Raw genomic sequence first — 26,994 nt, 5'->3', positions numbered from 1 at the left:
ATGTCCCTCTCCATCGTCCACAGCCGTGCCCAGGTTGGCGTGGAAGCACCTGCCGTTACCGTCGAAGTCCACCTCGCCAATGGCTTGCCATCACTGACAATGGTCGGCTTGCCTGAGGCAGCGGTGAAGGAAAGCAAGGACCGTGTACGCAGCGCGATCATCAATTCAGGGCTGCAATTTCCGGCGCGGCGCATCACGCTGAATCTCGCGCCGGCGGATCTTCCCAAAGATGGCGGACGGTTTGATCTGGCGATTGCCTTGGGGATTCTTTCGGCCAGTGTCCAGGTGCCGGCGCTCACACTGGATGACATCGAGTGTCTGGGAGAGTTGGCGCTGTCGGGGGCAGTAAGGGCCGTGCGAGGCGTGCTACCGGCAGCACTGGCGGCGCGCAAGGCCGGTCGTTCGTTGATGGTGCCGCGGGCGAATGCCGAGGAGGCCTGTCTGGCGTCAGGGTTGAAGGTGATCGCGGTGGATCACCTGCTGGAAGCCGTTTCGCATTTCAATGGGCACCTGCCCATTGCGCCTTACGTTTCAGATGGCTTAATGCATGCCAGCAGGCCCTACCCGGATTTAAACGAGGTGCAGGGCCAAATGGCGGCCAAGCGTGCCTTGCTGATTGCCGCGGCGGGTGCGCATAACCTGTTATTCAGCGGACCTCCGGGGACGGGGAAGACGTTGCTCGCGAGCCGCCTGCCAGGCTTGCTGCCACCGCTGGCCGAGAGCGAAGCACTGGAAGTCGCGGCCATCAAGTCGGTGGTCAGTTGCGTCCCCTTGAGTCACTGGCCACAGCGCCCGTTCCGGCAGCCCCATCACTCGGCTTCCGGCCCTGCATTGGTCGGCGGCGGCTCGAAACCGCAACCCGGCGAAATCACCCTCGCCCATCACGGCGTACTGTTTCTGGACGAACTTCCCGAGTTTGATCGCAAAGTATTGGAAGTGCTGAGGGAGCCGCTGGAGTCGGGACATATCGTGATCTCCCGGGCCAAAGACCGGGTGAGGTTTCCGGCTCGCTTCCAATTGGTGGCGGCGATGAATCCTTGCCCCTGTGGATATCTTGGCGAGCCCACGGGCCGCTGCTCCTGCACGCCGGACATGATTCAACGCTATCGCAACAAATTGTCAGGCCCGCTGCTGGATCGTATCGACCTGCACCTGACCGTCGCCCGGGAAGCCACCGCGCTGAATCCAGCACCTAAACCAGGCGATGACACCGCAACGGCGGCCGCTCTGGTTGCCGAAGCTCGGGAGCGACAGCACAAGCGTCAGGGCTGCGCGAATGCGTTCCTCGATCTGCCGGGTTTGCGCGCTCACTGCACGTTATCCACAGCGGATGAACACTGGCTGGAATCTGCCTGCGAACGGCTGACATTGTCGCTGCGTTCGGCCCATCGGTTGTTGAAGGTAGCGCGCACGTTGGCGGACCTTGAGCAGGTCGATGAGATTACACGGGGGCATTTGGCGGAAGCGTTGCAGTATCGGCCGGCCACTCAGTAAATGCCGAAACCGAGTCGTCCCCATCGCGAGCAGGCTCACTCCCACAGGGTTTGTGTTGTTTGCAAGATTTGCGAACGGCGCACACCTTGTGGGAGTGAGCCTGCTCGCGATGGCGATCTCAGAGACGACTCACCGAAACCGGTCAACCTCGGAACGCAACTCCGCTGCCAGGCTTTCCAACTCTTTAGCCGTCACAGCCAGGTTCGACACCACTTCGCGCTGCTCACTGTTCGCCAACGCAATGCTTTGCAAATTGCTACTCAGCAACGTTGCCGTGCTGCTCTGCTCCTGGGTCGCCGTCGTGATGGCGGCAAACTGCTGACCCGCCGAGCGGCTCTGCTCATCGATCCGCGCCAGCGCCGTGGCGACATTGGCGTTACGTGACAAGCCCTCCTGCATCAGCACATTGCCCTGCTCCATGGTGCTGATGGCGTTGCCCGTCTCTTGCTGGATGCTTTGGATCATCACCGATATTTCATCCGTGGCCTGACGCGTACGCGAAGCCAGATTGCGAACCTCATCCGCCACCACCGCGAATCCACGGCCCTGCTCACCGGCACGGGCAGCTTCGATCGCCGCGTTCAGCGCCAGCAGGTTGGTCTGTTCGGCAATCGAAGTAATTACCCCGACGATGCCGCCGATTTCCTGCGAACGCTGACCCAGGGTGTTGATCACGGTCGCGGTGCTGTTCAGTGCGCCAGCGATCTGTTCCAGAGACGAGGACGCTTCCTCCATCGATGTACGACCGATCCGCGTTTGTTGTGCGTTCTCTTGAGCCAGGCGCTCGGTGCTGCCCATGTTGTCGGCAATGTTCAACGAGGTCGCACTGAACTCCTCCACAGCACCGGCCATGCTGGTGATTTCACCCGACTGCTGCTCCATTCCTTCGTATGCGCCGCCAGATAACCCGGACAACGCCTGTGCGCGCCTGTTGACCTCTTCCGAGGCTTTGCGGATGTGTTCCACCATGGTCGACAGTGCCTGACTCATCTGATTGAAAGCCCGGGCCAACTGACCGATTTCGTCGTGGCTCGACACGTTCAGGCGCACGCTCAAGTCACCTGCACCCAAGGCTTCGGCCTGACGCACCAGATCGCCCAGCGGCGCGAGCTTGCTACGCAACAGCCAGACTGCCGAACCCACCGCAATCAACATGGCCAGCAGGCTGCCAATTGCCAATCGAATCCCGACGCTCCAGGTCACCGCGTTGATTTCAGCTTTCGGCATGCTCGCGACCACCGACCAGGGGCCGCCCTCAAACGGCACCGCCACGCTGTAGAACGCTTCGGACTTGTCGCTCCAGAAATCGCCCGTTCCCGGTGTCTTGGACAGTGCAAGGATGGCCGGAACGGCCTGATCCAGCGCTTGCACGCCAGCGATCGGCACCAGCCACTTGCCCTGCTCATCCAGCAACGCCAACGAGCCGGTTTGACCAATACGGAAACGCTTGAGGTTGGCAAATTGCGCATTCTGCGCATCGGTGTAATCGAATCCTACAAACAGCACGGCGATGACCTTGCCGCCACTGTCACGTACGGGGGTGTACTGCGTCATGTAGGACCGTTCGAAGAGCAAGGCACGACCGACGTAGCTCTGCCCCGCCATCAGGCGTGCATAAGCCGGATGCGCGTGATCGAGCAGCGTACCGATGGCCCGCGTGCCGTCCTGTTTGCTCAGGGACGTACTGACGCGGATAAAGTCATCGCCGTTGCGCACGAACAACGTGGCGACGCCGGCGGTCATTTGCTTGAACTCGTCCACTTCGCTGAAGTTGTTGTTCAGCACTTCGCTGCCCAGGTGCAGGCCGGGAGTCTGTACGCCGGCCACTGTCACCGGCTCATCAGGATGCAGGCTAAGGCCGACGCTGAAACGCTTTTCGAACAATCCGCTGAGGCGCTGGGTGCTTTCGCGCAACGTACCGTGGAAGGTGCTCAACTGATCGGCCAGCAGCCGGGCTTCACTGGCCAGATGTTCTTCGCGGGTGGCGAGGTTGGCTGTATCCAGCGAGCGCAACGCGAACAGCGTACTGCCGCTGATGACCACCGCCAGTATCACGGCCAGCGCTAGCCCCAGTTGTGAGGCGATCCGGGCACGAGGTTGAGACATGACTGCTCCTGGCCGAGTGACCGGATCATCCTGATCGCGACGCACACTCAGCAAAATTTCTAATAATGGGAATTCGGTCGAACCTGCACGAAGGTTCCACCTGCAGACTTTCGGCGGCAAAGCTGAATACTTGAGTGATTCACCGGGAGATAGCTCAAAGCCGTCATTGCGACGGCTCTATCGATTCAGCTCAAATGCTCGACATCGGGCAACTCCATTGCCCGAACTTCGCCTTGCAGGAAATCACTGAGTCGGCGCATTCGTTCGCCGCCGGGGCGGGTTTTCGGCCAGACCAGGTAATATTTCTCACCGCTGGCGACAGCCGTCGGCCACGGCAAACTCAGGCGCCCTTGCGCCACATCCTCGGCCACCATCAGCAGATCGCCCATCGACACACCGTACCCGCGCGCAGCGGCGATCATGCCCAGCTCCAGCGTATCGAACACCTGCCCACCCTTGAGCGACACCTGATCGGCCATATCCATGCGTTCCAGCCAGTTGCGCCAGTCGCGACGATCCGGGGTCGGGTGCAGCAATTCAGTGTTGGCCAGGCGCGTGACATCCCAGGGTTGATCGTTCAAAAGGTTCGGCGCGCCGACCGGGATCAACTCTTCCGGAAACAGGTAGCTCGCCTCCCAGTCAGGCGGGAAATGCCCGTTGCTCAGCAATACGGCGCAGTCGAAGGGCTCGTCGTTGAAATCCACCGAGTCGACGTCCATCCAGGCGCTGGTCAGCTGCACTTCATTGCCCGGTTGCAGGTGACGGAAGCGACTCAGTCGTGCCAACAGCCAGCGCATCGTCAAGGTCGAGGGGGCCTTCATGCGCAAGACGTCGTCTTCCGCGCGCAAGGTATTGCACGCCCGTTCAAGCGCAGTGAAGCCTTCGCGAATCCCCGGCAATAGCAAACGGGCTGATTCGGTCAACTGCAGGTTTCGGCCACTGCGGTGAAACAGTCGACAGGCAAAATGCTCTTCGAGCGTACGAATGTGCCGACTGACAGCGCTCTGCGTGATCGACAGCTCTTCTGCGGCTCGGGTGAACGAACTGTGGCGCGCTGCTGCTTCGAATGCGCGAAGGGCATACAAGGGAGGAAGACGACGGGACATCGGGAACGCTCCTGCAACTGCGCAACATGAACCAGACGCAAACTATTCTGCATGAGTTTGAATCATGCGACCCATCCTTTTTATCCCTTTGTGCAATCCCCTGAGAGCGCCGAGAATCGACGGTCTACTGTTCCCCTTGAAAATTGAGCGTGATGATCATGAAGCATCCAGCACGTGTTGAACTCTGGGCCATTCTGCGGCTGGCGGGGCCGTTGATTGCCTCACAGTTGGCGCACATGCTGATGGTTCTTACCGATACGTTGATGATGGCCCGCCTCAGCCCCGAGGCGCTGGCCGGCGGCGGTCTGGGGGCGGCGGCCTATTCCTTCGTGGCGTTTTTCTGCATCGGTGTAATTGCTGCGGTCGGCACCCTGGTATCTATCCGCAAAGGTGCAGGCGATACCGTTGGGGCGGCGCGACTGACCCAGGCGGGGTTGTGGCTGGCGTGGTTGATGGCGCTGGTGGCGGGCTTGCTGTTGTGGAACCTCAAGCCGGTGTTGTTGCTGTTCGGTCAGACCGAAACCAACGTCCAGATGGCTGGGCAGTTTCTGTTGATCCTGCCGTTCGCCCTGCCCGGCTATCTGAGCTTCATGGCCCTGCGCGGTTTCACCAGTGCGATCGGCCGGGCGACGCCCGTCATGGTCATCAGCCTCGCCGGTACGGTCGCTAACTTCCTGCTCAACTATGCGTTGATCACCGGCATGTTTGGCTTGCCGAAATTGGGCCTGGTCGGGATCGGACTGGTCACGGCCATTGTCGCCAACCTCATGGCAGTGGCACTCGCGTTGCACATCCGCCGGCATCCCGCGTACGACGCTTATCCGTTGCGCGCGGGCCTGTCGCGGCCCAATCGTCAGTACCTCAAAGAGCTTTGGCGCCTGGGCCTGCCCATTGGCGGCACCTATGCGGTGGAAGTCGGGCTATTTGCCTTTGCCGCGCTGTGCATGGGCACGATGGGAAGCACGCAATTGGGGGCGCATCAGATCGCGCTGCAAATCGTTTCGGTGGCGTTCATGATTCCGGCGGGACTCTCCTATGCGATCACCATGCGCATCGGCCAGCATTACGGCGCGGGGCAACTGCTGGATGCGCGGTTGGCAGGCAGGGTCGGCCTGGCCTTCGGAGCGATAGCGATGCTGGGTTTCGCGATGGTGTTCTGGCTACTGCCAAATCAGTTGATTGGTTTGTTTCTGGACCACAACGACCCGGCGTTTCGCCCGGTCATTGAGCTCGCCGTGAGTCTGCTGGCGGTGGCGGCGTGGTTCGAGCTGTTCGACGGTACGCAAACCATTGCCATGGGCTGCATCCGTGGGCTCAAGGACGCCAAGACTACATTCCTTGTCGGACTGGGTTGCTATTGGCTGATCGGTGCACCGGCCGCTTGGTGGATGGCCTTCCATTTGGACTGGGGGCCGACGGGAGTCTGGTGGGGTTTGGCGCTGGGCCTGGCTTGCGCGGCGGTGGGTCTGACGCTGGCGTTTGAATGGAAGATGAAGCGGATGATCCGGCGGGAGCCGTCTTCGGCGGAAAGTTTCCAGATCGCCCAGCCTGACTGAAGTTTCCTGTAGGAGCGAGCCTGCTCGCGATGAGGTCGTATCAGTTAACATCAATGCCACTGATACATCGCTATCGCGAGCAGGCTCGCCCCCACAGTTGATTATCGGCTAACTCACGACTTCCAATGCAGGCTGCTGGCTCGAACCAAACGTCAAATACTCAACCAGTTCCGCCAACGGCAGCGGCTTGCTGATCAGGTATCCCTGCACCTGATCGCAACCAAACCCGCGCAACAGATCCAGCTGTGCCGCGGTTTCCACCCCTTCTGCAACCACTTCCAGGTTGAGGTTATGCGCGAGGTTGATCATCGCGTGGACCAGTTTGCGATTTTCCTCACGCTCTTCCATTCCACCGACAAAGCTTTTGTCGACCTTCAGCAAGGCAATCGGCAGGCTGTTGAGGTGCACGAACGACGAAAATCCGGTCCCGAAATCATCCAGTGAGAAGCGCACACCCAGGCGCCCGAGGGCATCCATGGTCTGCTTCACCAGATCGCTGCGGCGCATGACTGCCGTTTCGGTCAACTCGAACTCCAGCCACTGCGCCTCGACGCCGCGCTCGACGATCAAGCGACTCAATGTCGGCAGCAGCTGGCTGTCCTGAAACTGCCGGAATGACAGGTTGATCGCCATGTGCAACGCCGGCAGACCGCGCTCGCGCAGCGCCTGCATGTCACGCAACGCACGGGAAATAACCCAGTAACCCAGCGGCACAATCAAACCGCTTTGCTCGGCCAGCGGGACAAATTCGCTCGGAGGCAATAAGCCACGCTCGGCATGCCGCCAGCGCACCAAGGCTTCGAGGCCGACGATTTGCCCGTCTTCGAGATTCAGCCTGGGTTGGTAATGCAGCTCCAGTTCATCCCGACGCAACGCCCGGCGCAGCTCGCTTTCGAGGTCGGCCATGCTGCGAGCATTGCGGTTGATGCGTTCGTTGAAGATGTGGAAGGTGCAGCCCTGCGTGCTCTTGGCCTGCTGCATCGCGATGTGGGCATGCCACATCAGCGGATCGGCGCCGGCCTGGGCCCGGGCGTGGGCAATGCCCAGGCTGGAACCGATCAACAGGCTTTCGCCGTCAACCCAATAGGGCTCGGCCAGGGCTTCAGTGATTCGTTCCGCCATCCATTCCGCGCGTTGAGGGGCGCGACGGGTGTCGATCAGCAAGGCAAATTCATCGCTGCCCAGCCGCGCCAGCTGATCACCGGCTTCAAGCTGGCTTTTCAATCGCGCGACGACTTGCAGGATCAACCGGTCGCCAGCCTGATGGCCAAGGGCGTCGTTGGCATGGCGAAAGTTGTCGAGATCCAGGTGACCGAGCGCCAGGCCACGGCCGTCGTTTTCCACCAGCCGCGCCGCCAGCAACGTCTGGAACCCCTGCCGGTTGGCGATACCGGTCAGCGGGTCTTGCTCGGCCAGGCGCTGCAGGGTGTTTTCCAGCAGACCGCGTTCGCGCACATGGCGCAGGCAGCGACGCAACATGCCCGAATCCAGCACGTCGCGCACCAACCAGTCACTCACACCATCGGGTGGCGAAACGGGTTCGTGTTCGAGCAGCAATACAGTCGGCAGAGTGCATTGGCCAGGCAGCGGCGCCAGTGCAGGAATCGTCAACAACACCGCATTGCGGTTGTCATCGAACAGACTGCTGACCGACTCCCAGCTCGGCGCGCTGATCAGCACGGCCGAGCTCCCCATCGGAGCCAGACACTCGCGCAACAACGCTGCCCACGCTGGCTCTTCGGCCAGTAGCAGCAAACGCAAGGGTTCGACAGGCGTAGACAAGCTAGCTCCCTAGACTCTGCAAAGAGGTGGCGACGGGCATTATGCCGCGCCGATAACCAATGACCAAATGACATCAGTTATCAAACGAGGCTTTTGTATCAGGAATTACGAACATTAGACGCAAATTAATCATGCATCCTGCGTGAAAGTATCAAAACCGGCAAATAGAGATCGCGTGTTACGTCACAAGTCGGAGAGAGCAGCACAATTCGCTGAGCCTGTTAAAATGCCGGCCCATTTCGCAAACGACTCCCTGATTCCGTATGTCCCGACTCAATCCCCGGCAGCAAGAAGCCGTGAGCTACGTCGGCGGCCCTCTTTTGGTGCTCGCCGGCGCTGGCTCCGGCAAGACGAGTGTGATCACGCGCAAAATCGCGCATTTGATCCAGAACTGCGGCATTCGCGCCCAGTACATCGTCGCCATGACCTTTACCAACAAGGCCGCGCGCGAGATGAAGGAACGGGTCGGCACCCTGCTCAAGGGCGGCGAAGGCCGCGGCCTGACGGTGTGTACCTTCCACAACCTGGGCTTGAACATCATCCGCAAGGAACACGTTCGCCTGGGCTACAAGCCGGGTTTTTCGATCTTTGACGAGACCGACGTCAAAGCCTTGATGACCGACATCATGCAGAAGGAATACTCGGGCGACGACGGCGTCGACGAGATCAAGAACATGATCGGCTCGTGGAAAAACGACCTGATCCTGCCGCCCGAAGCCCTGGAAAACGCGCGCAACCCCAAGGAGCAGACCGCCGCCATCGTCTATACCCACTATCAGCGCACGCTCAAGGCGTTCAATGCGGTGGACTTCGACGACCTGATCCTGCTGCCGGTAAAGCTGTTCCAGGAACACGCCGACATTCTCGAAAAGTGGCAGAACAAGGTCCGCTACCTGCTGGTGGACGAATACCAGGACACCAACGCCAGCCAGTATTTGCTGGTGAAACTGCTCATCGGCACGCGCAACCAGTTCACCGTGGTGGGCGACGATGACCAGTCGATTTATGCCTGGCGTGGCGCGCGTCCGGAAAACCTGATGCTGCTCAAGGACGATTACCCGTCCCTGAAAGTGGTAATGCTGGAGCAGAACTATCGCTCCACCAGCCGCATCCTGCGTTGCGCGAACGTGCTGATCTCCAATAACCCGCACGAATTCGAAAAGCAGCTGTGGAGCGAGATGGGTCACGGCGATGAAATCCGCGTGATCCGTTGCCGCAACGAAGACGCCGAAGCCGAGCGTGTGGCCGTTGAGCTGTTGACCCTGCACTTGCGCACCGACCGGCCTTACAGCGACTTTGCGATCCTGTACCGCGGTAACTACCAGGCCAAGTTGATCGAACTGAAGCTGCAGCACCACCAGATTCCCTATCGTCTGTCTGGCGGCAACAGCTTCTTCGGACGTCAGGAAGTGAAAGACCTGATGGCCTACTTCCGCCTGATCGTGAACCCGGACGACGACAACGCCTTCTTGCGGGTGATCAACGTCCCGCGCCGGGAAATCGGTTCGACCACGCTGGAGAAGCTGGGTAACTACGCCACCGAGCGAAAGATCTCGATGTACGCCGCCACCGATGAAATCGGCCTGGGCGAGCATCTGGACACCCGTTTCACCGATCGCCTGTCGCGATTCAAGCGCTTCATGGACAAGGTCCGCGAGCAGTGCGCGGGCGAAGACCCGATCTCCGCGCTGCGCAGCATGGTCATGGACATCGACTACGAGAACTGGCTGCGCACCAACAGTTCCAGCGACAAGGCCGCCGATTACCGCATGGGTAACGTCTGGTTCCTGATCGAGGCGTTGAAAAACACCCTCGAGAAGGACGAGGAAGGCGAAATGACCGTCGAGGATGCCATCGGCAAACTGGTGCTGCGCGACATGCTGGAACGGCAGCAGGAAGAGGAAGACGGTGCCGAAGGTGTGCAGATGATGACCTTGCACGCCTCCAAGGGCCTGGAATTTCCCTACGTATTCATCATGGGCATGGAGGAGGAAATCCTTCCGCACCGCTCCAGCATCGAAGCCGACACCATCGAAGAAGAACGCCGCCTGGCCTACGTTGGCATTACCCGCGCGCGTCAGACTCTGGCCTTCACCTTCGCGGCCAAGCGTAAGCAGTACGGCGAGATCATCGATTGCGCACCGAGCCGCTTCCTCGATGAACTGCCGCCGGACGACCTGGCGTGGGAAGGCAACGACGACACGCCCGTTGAAGTCAAAGCCGTTCGCGGTAATACCGCACTGGCGGATATACGCGCGATGTTAAAGCGCTAGAATTGAGCACTTTTTAACCAAACACTTTTTACAAGCTAGGCGCATACCGCGTCAGTAGAGGAAAGCTTCATGGAAGCACTGCACAAGAAAATTCGCGAAGAAGGCATCGTGCTTTCCGATCAGGTCCTGAAGGTCGACGCCTTTTTGAACCACCAGATCGACCCGGCCCTGATGAAGCTGATTGGCGACGAGTTCGCCACGCTGTTCAAGGACTCGGGCATCACCAAGATCGTGACCATCGAGGCCTCGGGCATTGCTCCGGCCATCATGACGGGCCTGAACCTTGGCGTGCCGGTGATCTTTGCGCGCAAACATCAGTCCCTGACCCTGACCGAAAACCTGCTGTCGGCGACCGTGTACTCGTTCACCAAGCAGACCGAAAGCACGGTAGCGATCTCGCCGCGTCACCTGACCAGCAGCGACCGCGTACTGATCATCGATGACTTTTTGGCCAACGGTAAGGCGTCCCAGGCGCTGATCTCGATCATCAAACAGGCCGGCGCGACCGTGGCCGGTTTGGGGATCGTGATCGAGAAGTCGTTCCAGGGTGGCCGTGCCGAGCTGGATGCGCAGGGGTATCGCGTTGAATCCCTGGCCCGGGTGCTGTCGTTGAAAGATGGCGTTGTAACGTTCATCGAATAAATCCGTTGCACCACCGAGCCTGTGGGAGCCGGGCTTGCCCGCGATGGCGGCTGAACATTCAACATCTGTGGTGAATGTTACGGCCTCATCGCGGGATAGCCCGGCTCCCACAGGTTTTTTGTTGGCTTTTAGATAGCGGTGGCTTTCAGGCCGGTGAGCAATAGCCGCTGAAACAGATCCTCTTTCAACCCCTCCGGACTCGTCAGCTGCATCCGCTCCAGATGCGCGGGAAATTCCGACGCTGGCGGCGCATCCAGCGCAGCCTTGCCCAGTTCCAGTATCTCCGTGAGCTTGAACTTGCTCTTCAACCAGTTCAGCGCCCGCAACACATCCCGTTCCTGCGCGGTGAAATCACACCCCAGCGGATATTCGGGAAACAGCTGCGGATGCCGTGCCTGAATGTCCTGCAAACGCTGCGCAGTGTTGTCGGTGAATCGCGGATCCATGCGGAAATCCTTGGGCAATTTCCCGACCTTCTGCGCTTGCTCGATCAAGTCCGCCTGAAAGCGAGAATCGCAGATGTTCAGCAGCGACTCGATGACCGCCGCATCCGTTTTGCCGCGCAGATCAGCGATGCCGTACTCGGTGACCACGATGTCGCGCAGATGCCGTGGGATGGTGCAATGGCCGTACTCCCAGACGATGTTTGAGCTGACCTCTCCGCCCGCCTCCCGCCAGCTGCGCAAAATCAGCACCGAACGCGCCCCTTCCAGCGCATGGCCCTGGGCGACGAAGTTGTATTGCCCGCCCACCCCGCTGAGCACCCGCCCGTCTTCCAGCTGATCGGCTACACCGGCGCCCATCAGGGTCATGGTGAACACCGTGTTGATGAAACGCGCGTCCAGGCGCTGCAAGCGCTTGAGTTCTTCCTGGCCGTAGAGTTCGTTGATGTAGCTGATGCGGGTCATGTTGAATTCGAGCCGTTTACTTTGCGGCAATTCACGCAAACGCTCGTAGAAGCTGCGCGGCCCGAGGAAAAATCCGCCATGCACCGAGATACCGTCACTCTGTGCGGCCTCATCCAGGGTGCCGGCATTGGCCTGTTGCTGCGTCGGTACGTCGGGATACACCTTGCGCCGTACGATCCCGGCGTCGGCCAATACCAGCAAGCCGTTCACGAACATTTCACTGCAACCGTACAGCCCTTTCGCGAATGGCTCGACACCCCCTTCGCGGTCGATGAGTTGCGCCCACTGGCTGAGATTGATATCCGCCAGCAGTGCCTTGTAACCGTCGTTGTCGGCTTGCCGCGCCAGCAGTGCGGCGGTCAGCGCGTCCCCCATGGAGCCGATACCAATCTGCAAGGTACCGCCATCGCGCACCAGCGTGCTGGCATGCAACCCGATGAAGTGATCCTGAAAACCCACCGGCATGTTGGGCGTCGAGAACAGGGTAGTGCTGTCCTTTGCGTCGATCAAAAAGTCGAACGCATCGATGCCGATTTCTGCGTCGCCGGGCATGTAGGGCAAGTCGTTGTGCACCTGACCTACCATCAGGATCGTCTCTCCGGCGTCTCGGCGCTTGGCGATCATCGGAAACAAGTCGAGGGTGATATCCGGGTTGCAGCTCAGGCTCATACGATCAGGGTGTTCGCTGTGGCTGGCCACCAGCTGGGCGATCAGATTCAACCCGGCGGCATTGATGTCGCGCGCTGCGTGGCTGTAATTGCTACTGACATAGTCCTGTTGCGCCGATGCACTGTGAAGCAGGCTGCCGGGTTGCATGAAGAATTGCTGGATATGAATGTTGGGCGGCAAGTTGTCTTTTTGCAGGTCAGGGAGAAATGCCAATTCCGGATAGTCCCCGAAAACCCGTTCGATAAAGGGTTCAAGGAAACGCTTTTGCAAGCCGTCGCCCAAAGAAGGCCGACCCAGGCACAGCGCGGTATAGATCGTCAGCTGGCGCTCAGGCAGTTGCGCGACGCGCCGATACAGCGCGTTCACGAAGTGGTTGGGCTTACCCAACCCCAAAGGCAGGCCCATGTGGATATGTGCCGGCAACCGCGCCAGGACATCATCGACCGCTTGCTCGATAGAACACAGCTGCACCATCTGATCCTCCCTTACATTCCGTGAATTGGGTTGGACCGAGCTTGCCGCGTCTTTGCTGCAATGAACAGTCTCGGAACGTAAATCGCAGTCACAAAAAAACCGCTCGAAAGCGGCTTTTTGCTGAAAAATGAACGCTTATTTCAAGCCGGACATTTTCTCGATGGCGCCTTTGAGATCCGCATCCGAGCAATCGGCACAGGTGCCTTTTGGCGGCATTGCATTGATCCCGGTGATCGCTTTGGCCAGGATACCGTCGAGGCCGCCCTGGTGATCAGCACGTTCTTTCCAGGCTGCAGTGTCACCAATTTTTGGCGCGCCCAGCAGACCGGTGCCGTGGCAAGCATTGCAATGCTTTGCAATGATCGAGTCAGGGGTCTTGGCATCACCGCCGCCGGCAGAAACCGCAACTTCCATACCCTTACATTCTTGACCTGCTACACAGACCTGGCCAACTGGCGCAAGGCGCTTGGCAATATCGTCGGAGGTCGCAGCTTGAGCGCTGACAGCCCATAGGGCCAATACAGTTGCTGGTGCAGCCAGCATTTTCATAATTAGATTCACGCGTTCACCCTCAATGGTGGCTAGTCACGCCTACGGCCACGGTTCGCAGGCGGGCGCAAGTATAACGGTAAGCCCGTCACACTGAAACAACCCCAAAGTCGAAGGGGTCTTGTCGCACGGCGTTAAAACAGTTCGGGCGCCTCGGCGATGCTGGCAGGGCGCCTCTTCTCTTAAAAGTTCGCGGGTGTCGCTGCGCTGATTAGTCGCGCCGGCGCATCGAACGGATTACGGAAACGGTGCGGCTTGGTACTTTCAAAGTAGTAGCTGTCGCCAGCTTCGAGCAAAAAAGTTTCAAGCCCGACCACCAGTTCCAGCCGCCCCTCCAGCAAAATTCCGGTTTCCTCGCCCTCATGGGTGAGCATCTCTTCACCGGTATCGGCGCCTGGTGGATAGATTTCATTAAGGAAGGCGATGGCGCGACTCGGGTGAGCCCGGCCGACGAGTTTCATGGTCACTGCACCATCGGAGATATCGATCAGCTCGTTGGCTTTGTAAACGATCTGAGTCGGTTTTTCCTGCAGGATTTCTTCGGAAAAGAACTCGACCATGGACATGGGAATTCCGCCCAGTACTTTCCTCAGCGAACTGATCGAGGGGCTGACGCTGTTCTTCTCGATCATCGAAATGGTGCTGTTAGTGACGCCCGCACGTTTGGCGAGCTCACGCTGGGAAAGGCCTTTGAGCTTTCGGATAGATTGCAGTCGTTCACCGACGTCCAAGCTTGCGCCTCCAGAATTCAGGTTGTTGAAATATTGAGCGTTATCATGGCGACAGCGTTCAGTATTTACAACACTTGGTCCTGAATCCGGTTCGACGACGTCATTCCTGGCAGGCCTGTTGGCGCTTTAAACCGCGGAATAGAGCTTCGGCACTCGGCGCAGGTTGCAGAATATCTGGTAAGGAATAGTGTCGGCGGCTGCGGCCACTTCACTGGCGAGGATGTTTTTCCCCCACAACTCGACAGTCGAACCCAGCCCGGCTTGCGGCGCATCGGTCAAATCGATGCACAGCATGTCCATCGAAACCCGGCCGATCAATTGGCTGCGCTGCCCGGCAACCATCACCGGCGTGCCGGTGGGCGCCTGACGTGGATAACCATCGGCATAACCCATGGCAACCACGCCCACACGCATCGGTTTTGGCGTGATGAATTTGGCGCCGTAACCAATCGGTTCGCCAGCGGGAAGCTCACGTACGCAGATCACCTTGGATTCGAGCGTCATGACCGGTTGCAGGCGCGAAGCTACGGTGTTGGCTTCTTCGAACGGCGTCGCTCCGTAGAGCATGATGCCGGGGCGTACCCAATCGCTTGGCACCTGAGGCCAACCCATCACCGCCGGCGAGTTACGCAAGCTGATTTCGGCCGACAACCCTTTGCGCGCGGCTTCAAATACAGCGACCTGGTCAGCGCTGCTTTGATCGTGCAACTCATCGGCACGGGCGAAGTGGCTCATCAGGACAATCTTCGCGACTTTGCCACTGGCCAGGAGCCGTTGATACGCCGCCTGATAATCCGCCGGATGCAGGCCGACCCGGTGCATGCCCGAATCAAGCTTGAGCCAGACGGTGATGGGCTTGCCCAGTGCCGCTTTTTCGATGGCTTCAAGCTGCCACAACGAATGCACGACACACCAGAAATCATGCTCGACGATCAACGCCAGCTCATCAGCCTCGAAAAAACCTTCCAGCAGCAACACCGGGGCACGAATACCCGCAGCACGCAGTTCGAGCGCTTCTTCGATACAGGCCACGGCAAACCCGTCCGCCTCGGCCTCCAACGCCTGGGCACAACGCACCGCGCCATGACCGTAGGCATCGGCCTTGATCACGGCAAGGGCCTTGGCCCCGGTGATTTCGCGGGCAATCTGGTAATTGTGACGCAGGGCTTGAAGGTCGATCAGGGCACGGGCAGGTCGCATGGCGGCAGACTTCTGGTCGGTCAATGGAATAAAAAACCGGCGCTGGCTGACGGCGTAAACCGCCAGTAGCACCGGGAGAGGGATCTTGCTTATGGCAGAGCGGCTACAACCGAGAGCTCAACCAGGATTTGCGGGTTGCACAGCTTCGATTCGACGGTGGCACGGGCCGGAGCGACGCCTTTTGGCAGCCACGTGTCCCACACCGCATTCATGCCCTGGAAGTGCGCATCAATGTCTTTCAGGTAAATCGTCACCGACAGCAGGTTGCCCTTGTCGGTCCCGGCCAGATCCAGCAGACGCTCGATGTTGGCGAGTATTTCACGGGTTTGCTGTTCAATCCCGGCGTTTAAATCGTCGCCGACCTGCCCCGACAGATACACGGTGCCGTTATGAGCGACGATCTGACTCATGCGCTCATTGGTGAGCTGGCGCTGGATTGCCATGTTTTGCGGACTCCTGAATTTTTTTGCCGTAACGGGAAATATCGAGACCTTCGGCGCTGATCTGCGGCGTTTTCTTTGCCATCAGGTCGGCCAACAAGCGACCGGAACCACACGCCATGGTCCAGCCAAGCGTGCCGTGACCGGTGTTCAAGAACAGATTGCTGAAAGGGGTGGCACCCACGATTGGCGTTCCGTCCGGCGTGGTTGGACGCAAGCCGGTCCAGAAGCTCGCCTGGGCCAGATCACCGCCCTGAGGATAGAGGTCGTTGACGATCATCTCCAGGGTTTCGCGTCGACGCGGGTTCAGCGACAGGTCAAAACCGGCTATTTCAGCCATACCGCCCACGCGGATGCGGTTGTCGAAACGGGTGATCGCGACCTTGTAGGTCTCGTCGAGAATGGTCGAGGTCGGGGCCATCGCCGGGTTGGTGATCGGCACAGTCAGGGAGTAACCCTTGAGCGGATACACCGGGGCTTTGATGCCCAGCGGCTTGAGCAGTTGTGGCGAGTAGCTGCCGAGGGCCAGCACGTAGCGGTCAGCAGTTTCCAGCTTGCCGTCGATCCATACGCCGTTGATGCGATCACCGGCGTGGTCGAGCTTCTGGATGTCCTGGCCAAAGCGGAATTCCACACCCAATTTCACGGCCATCTCAGCCAGGCGGGTGGTGAAGATCTGGCAGTCGCCGGTCTGGTCATTCGGCAGGCGCAGTGCACCGGCAAGGATGTCGGTGACGCTGGCCAGGGCCGGTTCGACCCGAGCAATACCGGCGCGATCGAGCAATTCGAACGGCACGCCGGACTCTTTCAACACGGCGATGTCTTTTGCGGCGCCATCGAGCTGGGCCTGGGTGCGGAACAGTTGGGTCGTACCCAGGCTGCGGCCTTCGTAGGCGATGCCGGTTTCGGCGCGCAATTCGTCGAGGCAGTCACGGCTGTACTCGGACAGGCGAACCATGCGCTCCTTGTTCACCGCGTAACGGCTGGCGGTGCAGTTGCGCAGCATTTGCGCCATCCACAGGTACTGATCGATGTCGGCGGTGGCTTTGATCGCCAGCGGTGCGTGACGCTCCAACAGCCACTTGATGGCCTTGAGCGGAACGCCTGGTGCAGCCCACGGCGAGGCATAACCTGGCGATACCTGCCCGGCGTTGGCGAAACTGGTCTCCATCGCAGCGGCCGGCTGACGGTCCACCACCACCACTTCAAACCCGGCACGGGCCAGATAATAAGCACTGGCTGTACCGATGACGCCGCTACCCAAGACCATAACGCGCATTTTCATATCCCTCATCGCGGTTTACCGCTGACGTTTGTTGTATTCAGCATTGATGTGCGCAGTGTAAAAAAGTTTAGGCAGTGCATTTCACTATATAAGTGCCTATATTTGGCGACAATTCTCGGCAAAAACCCTTTTCACGGAGGCGCATCCCCTATGCGTACCAACACTCAGACCAAACGTGAGCTGGACAAGATAGATCGCAACATCCTGCGGATCCTGCAAGCGGACGGACGCATCTCGTTTACGGAGCTTGGGGAAAAGGTCGGGCTCTCGACCACGCCCTGTACCGAGCGGGTCCGGCGGCTGGAGCGCGAAGGGATCATCATGGGCTACAACGCCCGACTCAATCCGCAACACCTCAAGGGGAGTCTTCTGGTGTTCGTAGAGATCAGCCTCGATTACAAATCCGGCGATACGTTCGAAGAATTCCGGCGTGCGGTGCTGAAGCTGCCCCACGTATTGGAGTGCCACCTGGTGTCAGGGGATTTCGACTATCTGGTGAAGGCGCGAATTTCCGAGATGGCCTCGTACCGCAAATTGCTGGGCGACATCCTGCTCAAACTGCCGCATGTGCGCGAGTCCAAGAGTTATATCGTGATGGAAGAGGTTAAAGAGAGCTTGAGTTTGCCGATTCCGGATTGAGCTCCCACTGTTCGTTCCAACGCTCTGCGTGGGACGATCAATGCCTAAACCAAGACCTGCCGGGTCGACGCCATGTATTCATGAATCTGCTTCTCGACCCGCGGATGAATCAGCTCCACCGGCCCGCGCCCATTGGGGCACGGCAAGGTTTTGGTAGTACCAAACAGTCGGCAAATCAACGGACGCTCGTCATACACCGTGCAGCCATTCGGACCGAGGTGCACACAGTTGAGCTCATCCATCGCCGCATCCTGCTCCGCACGGGTCTTGCGCGGCAGGCGGGACATTTCTTCCGGCGAAGTAGTCACCGGACCGCAGCAATCATGACAGCCGGGCACGCACTCGAAAGAGGGTATCTGCTGTCGCAGGGTGCGAATTTTCTGACTGTTGCAGCTCATCGAAGCGATGACCGATTGCGAAATAGAGCGCAATTCTGACGCAAAAACCCCGATCCAGACAGCAGCAACCGACCAGTGTTGCCCGTGCTTGAAGGTCCGGCTTATGCTCCGTCAAATTTTCCAAACACAAGAATCAGGAACACGCACATGAATGCCCGTGCCCAGCAACCTGCTCCTGGCCATCAGCACACGGCCTCTTACTACGCCGCCAGCAGCCTGCCGCAGCCTGATCTACCGATGCTCGAAGGCGAAGTGGTCACCGATGTGTGCGTGGTCGGCGGCGGGTTTTCCGGGTTGAACACCGCGCTTGAACTGGCAGATCGGGGCTTCAATGTGGTGCTGCTTGAAGCCCGCAAGATTGGCTGGGGTGCCAGCGGACGCAACGGTGGGCAATTGATTCGCGGCGTCGGCCACGGCCTCGATCAATTTACCAACGTAATCGGCGCGGACGGTGTGCGCCAGATGAAGCTCATGGGGCTGGAAGCCGTGGAAATCGTCCGTCAACGCGTCGAGCGCTTCCAGATTCCGTGTGACCTGACCTGGGGCTATTGCGATCTGGCGAACAAGCCAGGTGATCTGGAAGGTTTCGCTGAAGACGCCGCGGAATTGCGCAGCCTCGGCTATCGCTACGAAACCCGCCTGCTGCAAGCCAATGAAATGCACTCGGTGGTAGGGTCGGACCGCTACGTCGGCGGCCTGATCGACATGGGCTCCGGGCATTTGCATCCACTCAATCTGGCGCTTGGCGAAGCGGCGGCCGCACAGCAACTCGGAGTGAAGCTGTTCGAGCAATCGACGGTGACGCGCATCGAGTACGGTCCGCAAGTGAAGGTCCATACCGCCCACGGCTCAGTCCGCGCCAAAACGCTAGTGCTGGGCTGCAATGCCTACCTCAATGATTTGAGTCCCGATCTCAGCGGCAAAGTGTTGCCCGCCGGTAGCTACATCATCGCCACTGAACCCTTGAGCGAAGCACAGGCCCATGCGCTGCTGCCGCAAAACATGGCGGTGTGTGATCAGCGGGTGGCGCTGGATTACTACCGACTCTCGGCGGACAGGCGCTTGCTGTTTGGCGGCGCCTGCCACTATTCAGGACGCGATCCGAAGGACATCGCCGCGTACATGCGACCGAAGATGCTCGAGGTGTTTCCACAATTGGGCGATGTGAAGATCGACTTTCAATGGGGGGGCATGATTGGCATCGGCGCCAACCGCCTGCCGCAGATCGGCCGGCTCAAGGAGCAGCCGAATGTGTATTACGCCCAGGCTTACTCGGGGCATGGAGTGAATGCCACGCACCTGGCGGGCAAGTTGTTGGCTGAGGCGATCAGTGGTCAACAGGGTGGTGGGTTCGATCTGTTTGCCAAGGTGCCGCATATCACGTTCCCGGGCGGTAAGCATTTGCGCTCACCGTTGTTGGCGCTGGGAATGATATGGCATCGACTTAAAGAGTTGGTTTGATTGGTTAGCTGCAGACTTACCGGCCTCATCGCGGGCAAGCCCGCTCCCACAGCTTCAGAGCTGTTCACATAATATGTGTACGCCGCAAATTCTTGTGGGAGCGGGCTTGCCCGCGATGGCGACCGGAAGAACAGCACAAAACTCAGATCCGCCAGAAGGGTTTAAGCCCCTCCTCCCGCGCCTGCTCCCGACTCAGCCCGACATCCTTCAACTGCTCCGGCGTCAAGTCCAGCAACGCCTTGCGCGTGTGCAAACGGTGCCAGAACAAGTTCCAGCGACTCAGGCAGGACGGCGCATTGCGCATCATCGCCTCGCGTGTGCCGTTTTTTTGCCCTGCCGCCAGTTCCTGACTGTGTAACGTCAGCCGCACATCGCTCAAGCCGTTCATTTTGATTGCTCCTGTTTACTTGGGTAGCCAGAGCTTTCATGATGCGCGGGAGGCGAAAAGCAATACAGATTCAGCGACCCTGTATTAACTCCATACAGATTTCGCATTTAAGCGTCTGAATCCAATATTTTCGTCTCATCTGTACTGGTTAACCGAATCACCCACACCGAGACTGCGCCATGACCCTTTACGTCAACCTCGCCGAATTGCTCGGCACGCGTATTGAACAGGGCTTCTATCGCCCCGGTGACCGGCTGCCGTCGGTGCGGGCATTGAGTGTCGAGCACGGCGTGAGCTTGAGCACGGTGCAGCAAGCCTATCGGGTGCTGGAAGACAGCGGATTGGCAATGCCCAAACCCAAATCCGGCTACTTCGTCCCAGTCAGTCGTGACCTGCCGGAGCTGCCGGCGATTGGCCGACCTGCTCAGCGCCCGGTGGATATCTCCCAGTGGGATCAGGTGCTGGAGCTCATTCGCGCAGTACCGCGAAAGGATGTGGTGCAACTGGGCCGGGGCATGCCCGATATCACCACCCCGACCATGAAACCCTTGCTGCGCAGCCTCGCCCGAATCAGCCGTCGACAGGACATGCCCGGCCTGTACTACGACAACATTCACGGCACGCTCGAATTGCGCGAGCAGATTGCACGCCTGATGCTCGACTCCGGCTGCCAGTTAAGTGCCGCCGAGCTGGTAGTGACAACTGGCTGCCACGAAGCCCTGTCCACCAGCATTCGCGCGATTTGCGAGCCGGGTGACATCGTGGCGGTGGATTCGCCGAGCTTTCATGGCGCCATGCAAACCCTCAAGGGTCTGGGCATGAAGGCCCTGGAGATTCCCACGGATCCGCTCACCGGGATCAGCCTCGATGCGCTCGAACTGGCTTTGGAACAATGGCCGATCAAGGTCATACAGCTGACCCCCAACTGCAACAACCCGCTGGGCTACATCATGCCGGAGTCACGCAAACGGGCGTTGTTGACCCTCGCACAGCGTTTCGACGTGGCAATCATCGAGGACGATGTGTATGGCGAACTGGCCTACACCTATCCACGTCCGCGCACGATCAAATCCTTCGACGAAGACGGCCGCGTCCTGCTGTGCAGTTCGTTTTCCAAAACCCTGGCACCCGGATTGCGCATCGGCTGGGTGGCGCCGGGCCGCTATCTGGAACGCGTGCTGCACATGAAATACATCAGCACCGGTTCCACGGCTCCGCAGCCGCAAATCGCGATAGCAGAATTCCTCAAGGCTGGACACTTCGAGCCGCATTTGCGGCGGATGCGCACCCAATATCAACGCAATCGCGACTTGATGATTGACTGGGTCACACGCTATTTCCCGGCCGGTACACGCGCCAGTCGGCCCCAGGGCAGCTTCATGCTCTGGGTCGAATTGCCGGAGGGGTTCGACACCCTGAAACTGAATCGCGCGCTGCACGATGAAGGCGTACAGATTGCCGTCGGAAGCATTTTTTCCGCCTCGGGCAAATACCGCAATTGTTTGCGGATGAACTACGCTGCCAAACCGACGCCCCTGATCGAAGAAGCTGTTCGCAAGGTGGGCGCGGCGGCCATCAAGCTGCTGGCAGAAACTGACGGCAACAACGACTGACCTTTATCCGGAAACCAGCGTCCATATGCCGACCCCAGCCGCCAAACGGAACGACCCTACGTGAGAGCCAGACAGCCTCTGCTCGCTTTTCTGATATTCGCCTTGCTGCTCCTGAGCGGCTGTACCAGCTTCGATGTTCAACGCGAACCAAGCCAGGCGCTGCCCGCAAGCGATTCGTCGTTTGGTCGTTCAATTCAGGCTCAGGCCGCGCCCTACGAAGGGAAGTCGGGCTTTCGTTTGCTCACCAATAGCAGCGAAGCCTTCATGGCCCGCGCCGAGCTGATCCGCAACGCCCAGAGCAGTCTTGATCTGCAGTACTACATCGTCCATGACGGCATCAGCACCCGCATGCAGGTGGAGGAATTGTTGAAGGCGGCCGACCGTGGCGTGCGGGTGAGAATCCTGCTCGACGACACCACCAGCGATGGTCTGGACTGGACTATTGCCACGTTGGCAGCGCATCCACACATCCAGATCCGCCTGTTCAATCCGCTGCACCTGGGGCGTGCAACAGGCGTCACGCGGGCCATGGGCCGGCTGCTCAATCTGTCGCAGCAACACCGACGCATGCACAACAAATTGTGGCTGGCGGACAACAGCGTGGCCATCGTTGGCGGTCGCAATCTGGGTGACGAGTATTTCGACGCCGAGCCCAATCTGAATTTCACCGACATCGACATGCTCAGCGTCGGCCCGGTTGCCGAACAGCTCGGTCACAGCTTCGATCAATACTGGAACAGCGCGCTGAGCAAACCCATCGAGGCATTCCTGTCCAGCAAACCGACGCAGAAAGACCTGCAAGATACCCGGATGCAACTGGAAGCATCGCTGCAGGAAACCCGCAAGCAGAACCATGCGCTGTATCAGCAACTGATGACCTACACCACCCATCCGCGTCTGGATATCTGGCGTCGGGAGCTGATCTGGGCCTGGAACCAGGCATTGTGGGACGCACCAAGCAAGGTCCTGGCCAAGGGAGACCCCGACCCGCATCTGCTGCTGACCACTCAGTTGGCACCCGAGCTCAGGGGTGTGAGCAAAGAACTGATCATGATTTCGGCTTACTTCGTTCCGGGCCAGCCTGGATTGGTGTACCTGACCGGCCGTGCCGATGCCGGCGTCTCGGTGAGCCTGCTGACCAACTCATTGGAGGCCACTGACGTACCGGCGGTGCATGGCGGTTATGCGCCTTATCGCAAGGCGCTGCTGGAGCACGGCGTGAAGCTGTATGAATTGCGCCGCCAGCCTGGCGAAGGTGGCGGCAGCGGACCGCATATTTTCTACAGCAAATCCTATCGGGGCTCTGACTCCAGCCTGCACAGCAAGGCGATGATTTTCGATCAGCAGAAATCCTTTATCGGCTCGTTCAACTTCGATCCGCGCTCGGTGTTATGGAACACCGAAGTCGGGGTGTTGGTGGACAGCCCCGAGCTCGCCGCACATGTGCGCAAATCAGCACTGGAAGGGATGGCGCCGCCCCTGAGTTATCAGGTGAAACTGGTCGATGATCATCTCGTCTGGGTGACAGAAGACGATGGCAAGATGCACGTCCTGACCAAGGAACCGGGCAGTTGGTGGCGCCGCTTCAACGCCTGGTTCAGTACGGCAGTCGGCCTTGAGCGGATGTTGTGACCGCAGCCCTGTAACAGCCTGCGCTTGGCCGCTATGTGGCGAGGGGATTCATCCCCGTTGGGTCGCGCAGCGGCCCCAAAATCTTACGACTGCTGCGCAGCCGAACGGGGATAAATCCCCTCACCACATAGCAGCCGGACGCCAGCTGGTACGGGTTTACGCGGGCTGTACGGCGCCAAATGCACCTTGTCGCAACAGTAGAATCACTAATCCGAAAGCCCCCGCCGCCATTAACAACGGCAGCGCGTGGCCGCTGATCCACTGGCTGCCCGCACCCGCGGCCAGTGGCCCGATCAGGCAACCGATCCCCCACAATTGCGCGATATGGGCGTTAGCGCGGACCAGCGCATCATCACGATAGCGTTCACCGATGAGAATCAGCGACAGGGTGAACAGACCGCCCGCGCTGGCACCAAACAGTACCCATAACGGCCAGATCAGCAGCGTATCGATCAACAGCGGGATCGCCAGGCTGGACACCAACAGAATCACCGCACAACCGGTGAACAACGTGCGCCTCGACAAGCGATCCGCCAGCGCGCCAATCGGCAACTGCAGCAGGGCATCGCCCACGACCACGGTGCTGACCATCGCCAGGGCGATTTCGGTTGTGAACCCCTGCCGCAGGCAATAAACCGGCAACAAGGTCAGGATCATCGCTTCGAACGCCGCAAACAGTGAAACCGCCCAGGCGATCGCAGGCAATCCGCGACAGAAGCCGAGCAAATCCTTGAAGGTCACGCTGCATGCTTCGCTGGTGGGCGCCCCGCTACGGCCCAGCAACAGGAACGGTGCCGCTGTCAGCAGGCCGACGCCGACCCAGAAACCATAATCGTGATCAGTCCCCACAGCGCCCAGCAACAACGGCCCTGCCAGCTGACTTAGTGCGTAGGCGCTGCCATAGAGCGCCACCAGACGTCCACGCCATTGCTCGACCACGAGTTGATTGATCCAGCTTTCGCCAAGGATGAACACGAGGGTCAGGATCACCCCGATCATCAGCCGCAGCACCAGCCAGACGGGATAACTGGGCAATACCGCCAGCAAACCGATGGACAGCGCACCGGCCCAAAGGCAAAGACGCATCAGATTGGCCGTACCCAGACGCGCCGCCAGATGGCTGGAAATCTTCGCCCCCAGCAATACGCCAATCGCCGGCATTGCTGCCATGACACCGATCGCGAACGAGCCGTAACCCCAGTTTTCCAGGCGAAACGACACCAACGGCATACTGACGCCCAAGGCCAGGCCAACACTCAAGACAGACGCCAACACGGCGAAATACGTCGCCCAACGCATGCTCCACGCTCCTGTGGATAATATTTTCACAGACCACAAAACACTGTGGGAGCGAGCCTTTGTGGCAAGGGGATTTATCCCCCGCTGGGTCGCGCAGCGACCCCAAAACCTTTAACAACGCAGTGTCAATTACACCGCGTGCACTGGTTTTGCGACTGCTTCGCAGCCGAACGGGGCTAAATCCCCTCACCACAAAGGCTCGCTCCCACAGGGGATTCGCGTCCTGAGGGGAGTCTGCTTTAGTGCAGACTCCCCAACTGGCTTACAACTTGATCCAGGTCGCCTTCAGTTCGGTGTATTTGTCGAAGGCGTGCAGCGATTTGTCGCGACCGTTGCCCGACTGCTTGAAGCCACCGAACGGCGCGGTCATGTCGCCGCCATCGTATTGGTTGACCCAGACGCTACCGGCGCGCAGCGCCTTGGCGGTCAGGTGCGCCTTGGAGATGTCGGCAGTCCACACGGCAGCGGCCAAACCGTACGGCGTGTCGTTGGCAATCTGGACCGCTTCTTCAGCGCTGTCGAAGGTGATCACCGACAGTACCGGGCCGAAAATCTCTTCCTGGGCGATCTTCATCGCATTGCTGACGCCATCGAAAATCGTGGGTTCAACGTAGGTGCCACCGGTTTCCTGAAGAATGCGCTTGCCACCGGCGACCAGTTTGGCGCCGTCGGCATGACCGGATTCGATGTACGACAGCACGGTGTTCATCTGCTGGGTATCCACCAGCGCGCCAACGTTGGTCGCTGGGTCCAGAGGATTGCCCGGCTTCCAGGTTTTCAGTGCCTCGATCACCAGCGGCAGGAATTTGTCCTTGATCGAACGCTCGACCAACAGACGGGAACCGGCGGTGCAGACCTCACCCTGGTTGAAGGCGATGGCGCCGGCAGCCGATTCGGCGGCCGCTTGCAGGTCCGGGGCATCGGCGAACACGATGTTCGGGCTCTTGCCGCCGGCTTCCAGCCAGACGCGCTTCATGTTCGACTCGCCGGAGTAGATCAACAGTTGCTTGGCAATCTTGGTCGAGCCGGTGAACACCAGCGTGTCGACATCGTTATGCAGGGCCAAGGCCTTGCCGACGGTGTGACCGTAGCCTGGCAGGACGTTCAGCACGCCTTTTGGAATACCGGCTTCCACGGCCAGCGCAGCGATGCGAATGGCAGTCAGAGGGGATTTTTCGGACGGCTTGAGGATCACCGAGTTACCGGTGGACAGGGCCGGGCCGAGTTTCCAGCAGGCCATCATCAACGGGAAGTTCCACGGCACGATCGCGCCCACAACACCGACCGGCTCGCGCGTAACCAGACCCAACTGATCATGGGGGGTAGCGGCAACTTCGTCGTAGATTTTGTCGATGGCTTCACCGCTCCAGCTCAGGGCTTGCGCCGCGCCTGGAACGTCGATGTACAGGGAATCACTGATGGGCTTGCCCATGTCCAGCGTTTCAAGCAGCGCCAACTCTTCGGCGTGCTGTTTCAACAGGCCGGCGAAACGAATCATCGTGGCTTTGCGTTTGGTCGGCGCCAGGCGCGACCAGACGCCGGAATTGAACGTGGCGCGGGCGTTTTCAACAGCGCGCTGGGCATCGGCGGCGTCACAGCTGGCGATCTTGCCCAGCAGACGACCATCGACCGGGCTGATGCACTCGAAGGTTTCGGCGGAGACAGCATCGGTGTATTCGCCATTGATGTAGGCGCGGCCTTCGATCTTCAGATCGCGAGCACGTTGTTCCCAATCGGCACGAGTCAGGGTGGTCATACGAGTGTCCTCCTCTTGTTGAATACGAGCGCCCAGCGTTCTTCGCAGACGCTCACAGGAATTCTGCCCGGCCAGCCAGCGTGTTCGGCCAAAGGCAACCGCCACCCTAAACCAGCGACAGGTGAAGTTTCAATATATTTGACATAAGGCCGGCAAACGGCCTTGCGATGTTCATTTTAATAAACATAGACTTTGCGCTTTCCAACGCAATCACTGGGGATTACAACAATGAGCATCCAGGACATCGTCGATTTCAGCCAAGCCAACACTCAGCCCGATCGTTACCGGCCAGACCCGGCAAAAATCCTCAAGGGCGATCCTGAGCAAGCGGTGTACAACCACTACAACAGTCCCTGTGGCCAGCTGAATGCGGGTGTTTGGGAAGGCGCGGTTGGCCAGTGGCATGTGAATTTCACCGAGCATGAGTACTGCGAAATTGTTCAGGGTGTTTCAGTGTTGCGCGACAACGACGGCAACAGCAAAACGGTGCGGGCGGGTGATCGCTTTGTCATTCCGGCCGGATTCCGCGGCACTTGGGAAGTGCTGGAGCCGTGCCGCAAGATCTATGTGGCGTTTGAACCAAAAGCCTGACA

22 protein-coding genes are annotated in these 26,994 nt (G+C 59.4%); 9 read left to right on the top strand and 13 right to left on the bottom strand.

The window, feature by feature from the left end; all coding sequences use genetic code 11:
• A complete protein-coding gene (locus H7698_RS06845) occupies positions 1-1,494 on the top strand; it encodes a YifB family Mg chelatase-like AAA ATPase (protein WP_194690942.1) in 1,494 nt (497 codons plus the stop codon).
• A gap of 129 nt (positions 1,495-1,623) precedes the next feature.
• Here the strand turns inward: H7698_RS06845 and H7698_RS06840 are convergent, their stop codons facing one another.
• The gene (locus H7698_RS06840) at positions 1,624-3,600 is read right to left on the bottom strand and encodes a methyl-accepting chemotaxis protein (protein ID WP_194690941.1); all 1,977 of its coding nucleotides are present in this window, start codon (positions 3,598-3,600) and stop codon (positions 1,624-1,626) included.
• A gap of 185 nt (positions 3,601-3,785) precedes the next feature.
• A complete protein-coding gene (locus H7698_RS06835) occupies positions 3,786-4,706 on the bottom strand; it encodes a LysR substrate-binding domain-containing protein (protein ID WP_194690940.1) in 921 nt (306 codons plus the stop codon).
• Positions 4,707-4,864: 158 nt separating this feature from the next.
• On the opposite strand from H7698_RS06835, the gene H7698_RS06830 reads away from it, so the two are divergent.
• A complete protein-coding gene (locus tag H7698_RS06830) occupies positions 4,865-6,262 on the top strand; it encodes a NorM family multidrug efflux MATE transporter (protein ID WP_162436676.1) in 1,398 nt (465 codons plus the stop codon).
• A gap of 108 nt (positions 6,263-6,370) precedes the next feature.
• On the opposite strand, the gene H7698_RS06825 is transcribed toward H7698_RS06830, so the two are convergent.
• On the bottom strand, positions 6,371-8,044 hold the full coding sequence (locus tag H7698_RS06825; protein WP_194690939.1) for a putative bifunctional diguanylate cyclase/phosphodiesterase: 1,674 nt from the start codon (positions 8,042-8,044) through the stop codon (positions 6,371-6,373).
• Between the two features lie 263 nt (positions 8,045-8,307).
• On the opposite strand from H7698_RS06825, the gene rep reads away from it, so the two are divergent.
• Together rep and H7698_RS06815 are read left to right on the top strand one after the other, a co-directional pair.
• Positions 8,308-10,317 (top strand): DNA helicase Rep, encoded by a 2,010-nt coding sequence (rep, locus tag H7698_RS06820; protein ID WP_123367140.1) that lies wholly within the window; start codon positions 8,308-8,310, stop codon positions 10,315-10,317.
• Between the two features lie 69 nt (positions 10,318-10,386).
• The gene (locus tag H7698_RS06815) at positions 10,387-10,959 is read left to right on the top strand and encodes a xanthine phosphoribosyltransferase (protein WP_150745167.1); all 573 of its coding nucleotides are present in this window, start codon (positions 10,387-10,389) and stop codon (positions 10,957-10,959) included.
• Positions 10,960-11,087: 128 nt separating this feature from the next.
• Here H7698_RS06815 and H7698_RS06810 read toward each other — a convergent pair whose 3' ends face one another.
• From H7698_RS06810 to dadA, 6 genes are all read right to left on the bottom strand, one after another.
• Positions 11,088-13,010 carry an acetyl-CoA hydrolase/transferase family protein gene (locus H7698_RS06810; RefSeq protein WP_194690938.1) on the bottom strand — a complete coding sequence of 641 codons (1,923 nt, stop codon included), beginning with the start codon at positions 13,008-13,010 and terminating at the stop codon, positions 11,088-11,090.
• 135 nt (positions 13,011-13,145) lie between these two features.
• Positions 13,146-13,559 (bottom strand): c-type cytochrome, encoded by a 414-nt coding sequence (locus H7698_RS06805; protein ID WP_162436673.1) that lies wholly within the window; start codon positions 13,557-13,559, stop codon positions 13,146-13,148.
• Positions 13,560-13,741: 182 nt separating this feature from the next.
• A complete protein-coding gene (locus H7698_RS06800) occupies positions 13,742-14,290 on the bottom strand; it encodes a cupin domain-containing protein (protein ID WP_194690937.1) in 549 nt (182 codons plus the stop codon).
• 126 nt (positions 14,291-14,416) lie between these two features.
• Positions 14,417-15,490, bottom strand: a complete 1,074-nt coding sequence (alr, locus tag H7698_RS06795; RefSeq protein ID WP_194690936.1) for an alanine racemase — start codon at positions 15,488-15,490, stop codon at positions 14,417-14,419.
• Between the two features lie 89 nt (positions 15,491-15,579).
• On the bottom strand, positions 15,580-15,933 hold the full coding sequence (locus H7698_RS06790) for a RidA family protein (RefSeq protein WP_194690935.1): 354 nt from the start codon (positions 15,931-15,933) through the stop codon (positions 15,580-15,582).
• Complete coding sequence (gene dadA / locus H7698_RS06785) at positions 15,905-17,209, bottom strand: D-amino acid dehydrogenase (protein WP_194690934.1); 1,305 nt, start codon at positions 17,207-17,209, stop codon at positions 15,905-15,907. Before dadA ends, H7698_RS06790 begins: the two co-directional genes overlap by 29 nt.
• A gap of 156 nt (positions 17,210-17,365) precedes the next feature.
• Here dadA and H7698_RS06780 point away from each other — a divergent pair, with 156 nt between their 5' ends.
• Positions 17,366-17,854, top strand: coding sequence for an Lrp/AsnC ligand binding domain-containing protein (locus H7698_RS06780; RefSeq protein ID WP_003177284.1), 489 nt, complete (start codon positions 17,366-17,368; stop codon positions 17,852-17,854).
• Between the two features lie 44 nt (positions 17,855-17,898).
• Here the strand turns inward: H7698_RS06780 and H7698_RS06775 are convergent, their stop codons facing one another.
• Positions 17,899-18,252 carry a YkgJ family cysteine cluster protein gene (locus tag H7698_RS06775; RefSeq protein ID WP_007947437.1) on the bottom strand — a complete coding sequence of 118 codons (354 nt, stop codon included), beginning with the start codon at positions 18,250-18,252 and terminating at the stop codon, positions 17,899-17,901.
• A 147-nt stretch (positions 18,253-18,399) separates the two neighbouring features.
• On the opposite strand from H7698_RS06775, the gene H7698_RS06770 reads away from it, so the two are divergent.
• Entirely contained in the window at positions 18,400-19,713 is a 1,314-nt protein-coding gene (locus H7698_RS06770) for an NAD(P)/FAD-dependent oxidoreductase (protein WP_194690933.1), read from the top strand.
• A gap of 142 nt (positions 19,714-19,855) precedes the next feature.
• Here the strand turns inward: H7698_RS06770 and H7698_RS06765 are convergent, their stop codons facing one another.
• Positions 19,856-20,101: a DUF1127 domain-containing protein gene (locus tag H7698_RS06765; protein ID WP_194690932.1), complete on the bottom strand. Its 246-nt coding sequence runs from the start codon at positions 20,099-20,101 to the stop codon at positions 19,856-19,858.
• 179 nt (positions 20,102-20,280) lie between these two features.
• On the opposite strand from H7698_RS06765, the gene H7698_RS06760 reads away from it, so the two are divergent.
• Both H7698_RS06760 and H7698_RS06755 read left to right on the top strand, forming a co-directional pair.
• The gene (locus tag H7698_RS06760) at positions 20,281-21,714 is read left to right on the top strand and encodes an aminotransferase-like domain-containing protein (protein WP_162436667.1); all 1,434 of its coding nucleotides are present in this window, start codon (positions 20,281-20,283) and stop codon (positions 21,712-21,714) included.
• A gap of 60 nt (positions 21,715-21,774) precedes the next feature.
• Positions 21,775-23,346, top strand: a complete 1,572-nt coding sequence (locus tag H7698_RS06755; protein ID WP_194690931.1) for a phospholipase D family protein — start codon at positions 21,775-21,777, stop codon at positions 23,344-23,346.
• 156 nt (positions 23,347-23,502) lie between these two features.
• Here the strand turns inward: H7698_RS06755 and H7698_RS06750 are convergent, their stop codons facing one another.
• Both H7698_RS06750 and H7698_RS06745 read right to left on the bottom strand, forming a co-directional pair.
• Complete coding sequence (locus H7698_RS06750) at positions 23,503-24,645, bottom strand: MFS transporter (RefSeq protein WP_194690930.1); 1,143 nt, start codon at positions 24,643-24,645, stop codon at positions 23,503-23,505.
• 262 nt (positions 24,646-24,907) lie between these two features.
• Complete coding sequence (locus H7698_RS06745) at positions 24,908-26,401, bottom strand: aldehyde dehydrogenase (RefSeq protein WP_162436664.1); 1,494 nt, start codon at positions 26,399-26,401, stop codon at positions 24,908-24,910.
• Positions 26,402-26,629: 228 nt separating this feature from the next.
• Here H7698_RS06745 and H7698_RS06740 point away from each other — a divergent pair, with 228 nt between their 5' ends.
• A complete protein-coding gene (locus H7698_RS06740; RefSeq protein ID WP_194690929.1) occupies positions 26,630-26,992 on the top strand; it encodes a cupin domain-containing protein in 363 nt (120 codons plus the stop codon).
• Positions 26,993-26,994: the final 2 nt, after the last annotated feature.

This window comes from Pseudomonas sp. p50(2008) (genome assembly GCF_015351605.1).
GTDB lineage: Bacteria > Pseudomonadota > Gammaproteobacteria > Pseudomonadales > Pseudomonadaceae > Aquipseudomonas.
Note: the sequence above shows the minus strand (reverse complement) of the source record. Positions and strands in the feature narration are given on the sequence as shown.

What these genes read in the sequence shown, in the direction of transcription:
- H7698_RS06845 (WP_194690942.1), top strand. Translation starts at nt 1, where the DNA reads ATGTCCCTCTCCATCGTCCACAGCCGTGCCCAGGTTGGCGTGGAAGCA.
- H7698_RS06840 (WP_194690941.1), bottom strand. Translation starts at nt 3,600, where the DNA reads ATGTCTCAACCTCGTGCCCGGATCGCCTCACAACTGGGGCTAGCGCTG.
- H7698_RS06835 (WP_194690940.1), bottom strand. Translation starts at nt 4,706, where the DNA reads ATGTCCCGTCGTCTTCCTCCCTTGTATGCCCTTCGCGCATTCGAAGCA.
- H7698_RS06830 (WP_162436676.1), top strand. Translation starts at nt 4,865, where the DNA reads ATGAAGCATCCAGCACGTGTTGAACTCTGGGCCATTCTGCGGCTGGCG.
- rep (WP_123367140.1), top strand. Translation starts at nt 8,308, where the DNA reads ATGTCCCGACTCAATCCCCGGCAGCAAGAAGCCGTGAGCTACGTCGGC.
- H7698_RS06815 (WP_150745167.1), top strand. Translation starts at nt 10,387, where the DNA reads ATGGAAGCACTGCACAAGAAAATTCGCGAAGAAGGCATCGTGCTTTCC.
- H7698_RS06810 (WP_194690938.1), bottom strand. Translation starts at nt 13,010, where the DNA reads ATGGTGCAGCTGTGTTCTATCGAGCAAGCGGTCGATGATGTCCTGGCG.
- H7698_RS06805 (WP_162436673.1), bottom strand. Translation starts at nt 13,559, where the DNA reads ATGAAAATGCTGGCTGCACCAGCAACTGTATTGGCCCTATGGGCTGTC.
- alr (WP_194690936.1), bottom strand. Translation starts at nt 15,490, where the DNA reads ATGCGACCTGCCCGTGCCCTGATCGACCTTCAAGCCCTGCGTCACAAT.
- H7698_RS06790 (WP_194690935.1), bottom strand. Translation starts at nt 15,933, where the DNA reads ATGGCAATCCAGCGCCAGCTCACCAATGAGCGCATGAGTCAGATCGTC.
- dadA (WP_194690934.1), bottom strand. Translation starts at nt 17,209, where the DNA reads ATGCGCGTTATGGTCTTGGGTAGCGGCGTCATCGGTACAGCCAGTGCT.
- H7698_RS06780 (WP_003177284.1), top strand. Translation starts at nt 17,366, where the DNA reads ATGCGTACCAACACTCAGACCAAACGTGAGCTGGACAAGATAGATCGC.
- H7698_RS06775 (WP_007947437.1), bottom strand. Translation starts at nt 18,252, where the DNA reads ATGAGCTGCAACAGTCAGAAAATTCGCACCCTGCGACAGCAGATACCC.
- H7698_RS06770 (WP_194690933.1), top strand. Translation starts at nt 18,400, where the DNA reads ATGAATGCCCGTGCCCAGCAACCTGCTCCTGGCCATCAGCACACGGCC.
- H7698_RS06765 (WP_194690932.1), bottom strand. Translation starts at nt 20,101, where the DNA reads ATGAACGGCTTGAGCGATGTGCGGCTGACGTTACACAGTCAGGAACTG.
- H7698_RS06760 (WP_162436667.1), top strand. Translation starts at nt 20,281, where the DNA reads ATGACCCTTTACGTCAACCTCGCCGAATTGCTCGGCACGCGTATTGAA.
- H7698_RS06750 (WP_194690930.1), bottom strand. Translation starts at nt 24,645, where the DNA reads ATGCGTTGGGCGACGTATTTCGCCGTGTTGGCGTCTGTCTTGAGTGTT.
- H7698_RS06745 (WP_162436664.1), bottom strand. Translation starts at nt 26,401, where the DNA reads ATGACCACCCTGACTCGTGCCGATTGGGAACAACGTGCTCGCGATCTG.
- H7698_RS06740 (WP_194690929.1), top strand. Translation starts at nt 26,630, where the DNA reads ATGAGCATCCAGGACATCGTCGATTTCAGCCAAGCCAACACTCAGCCC.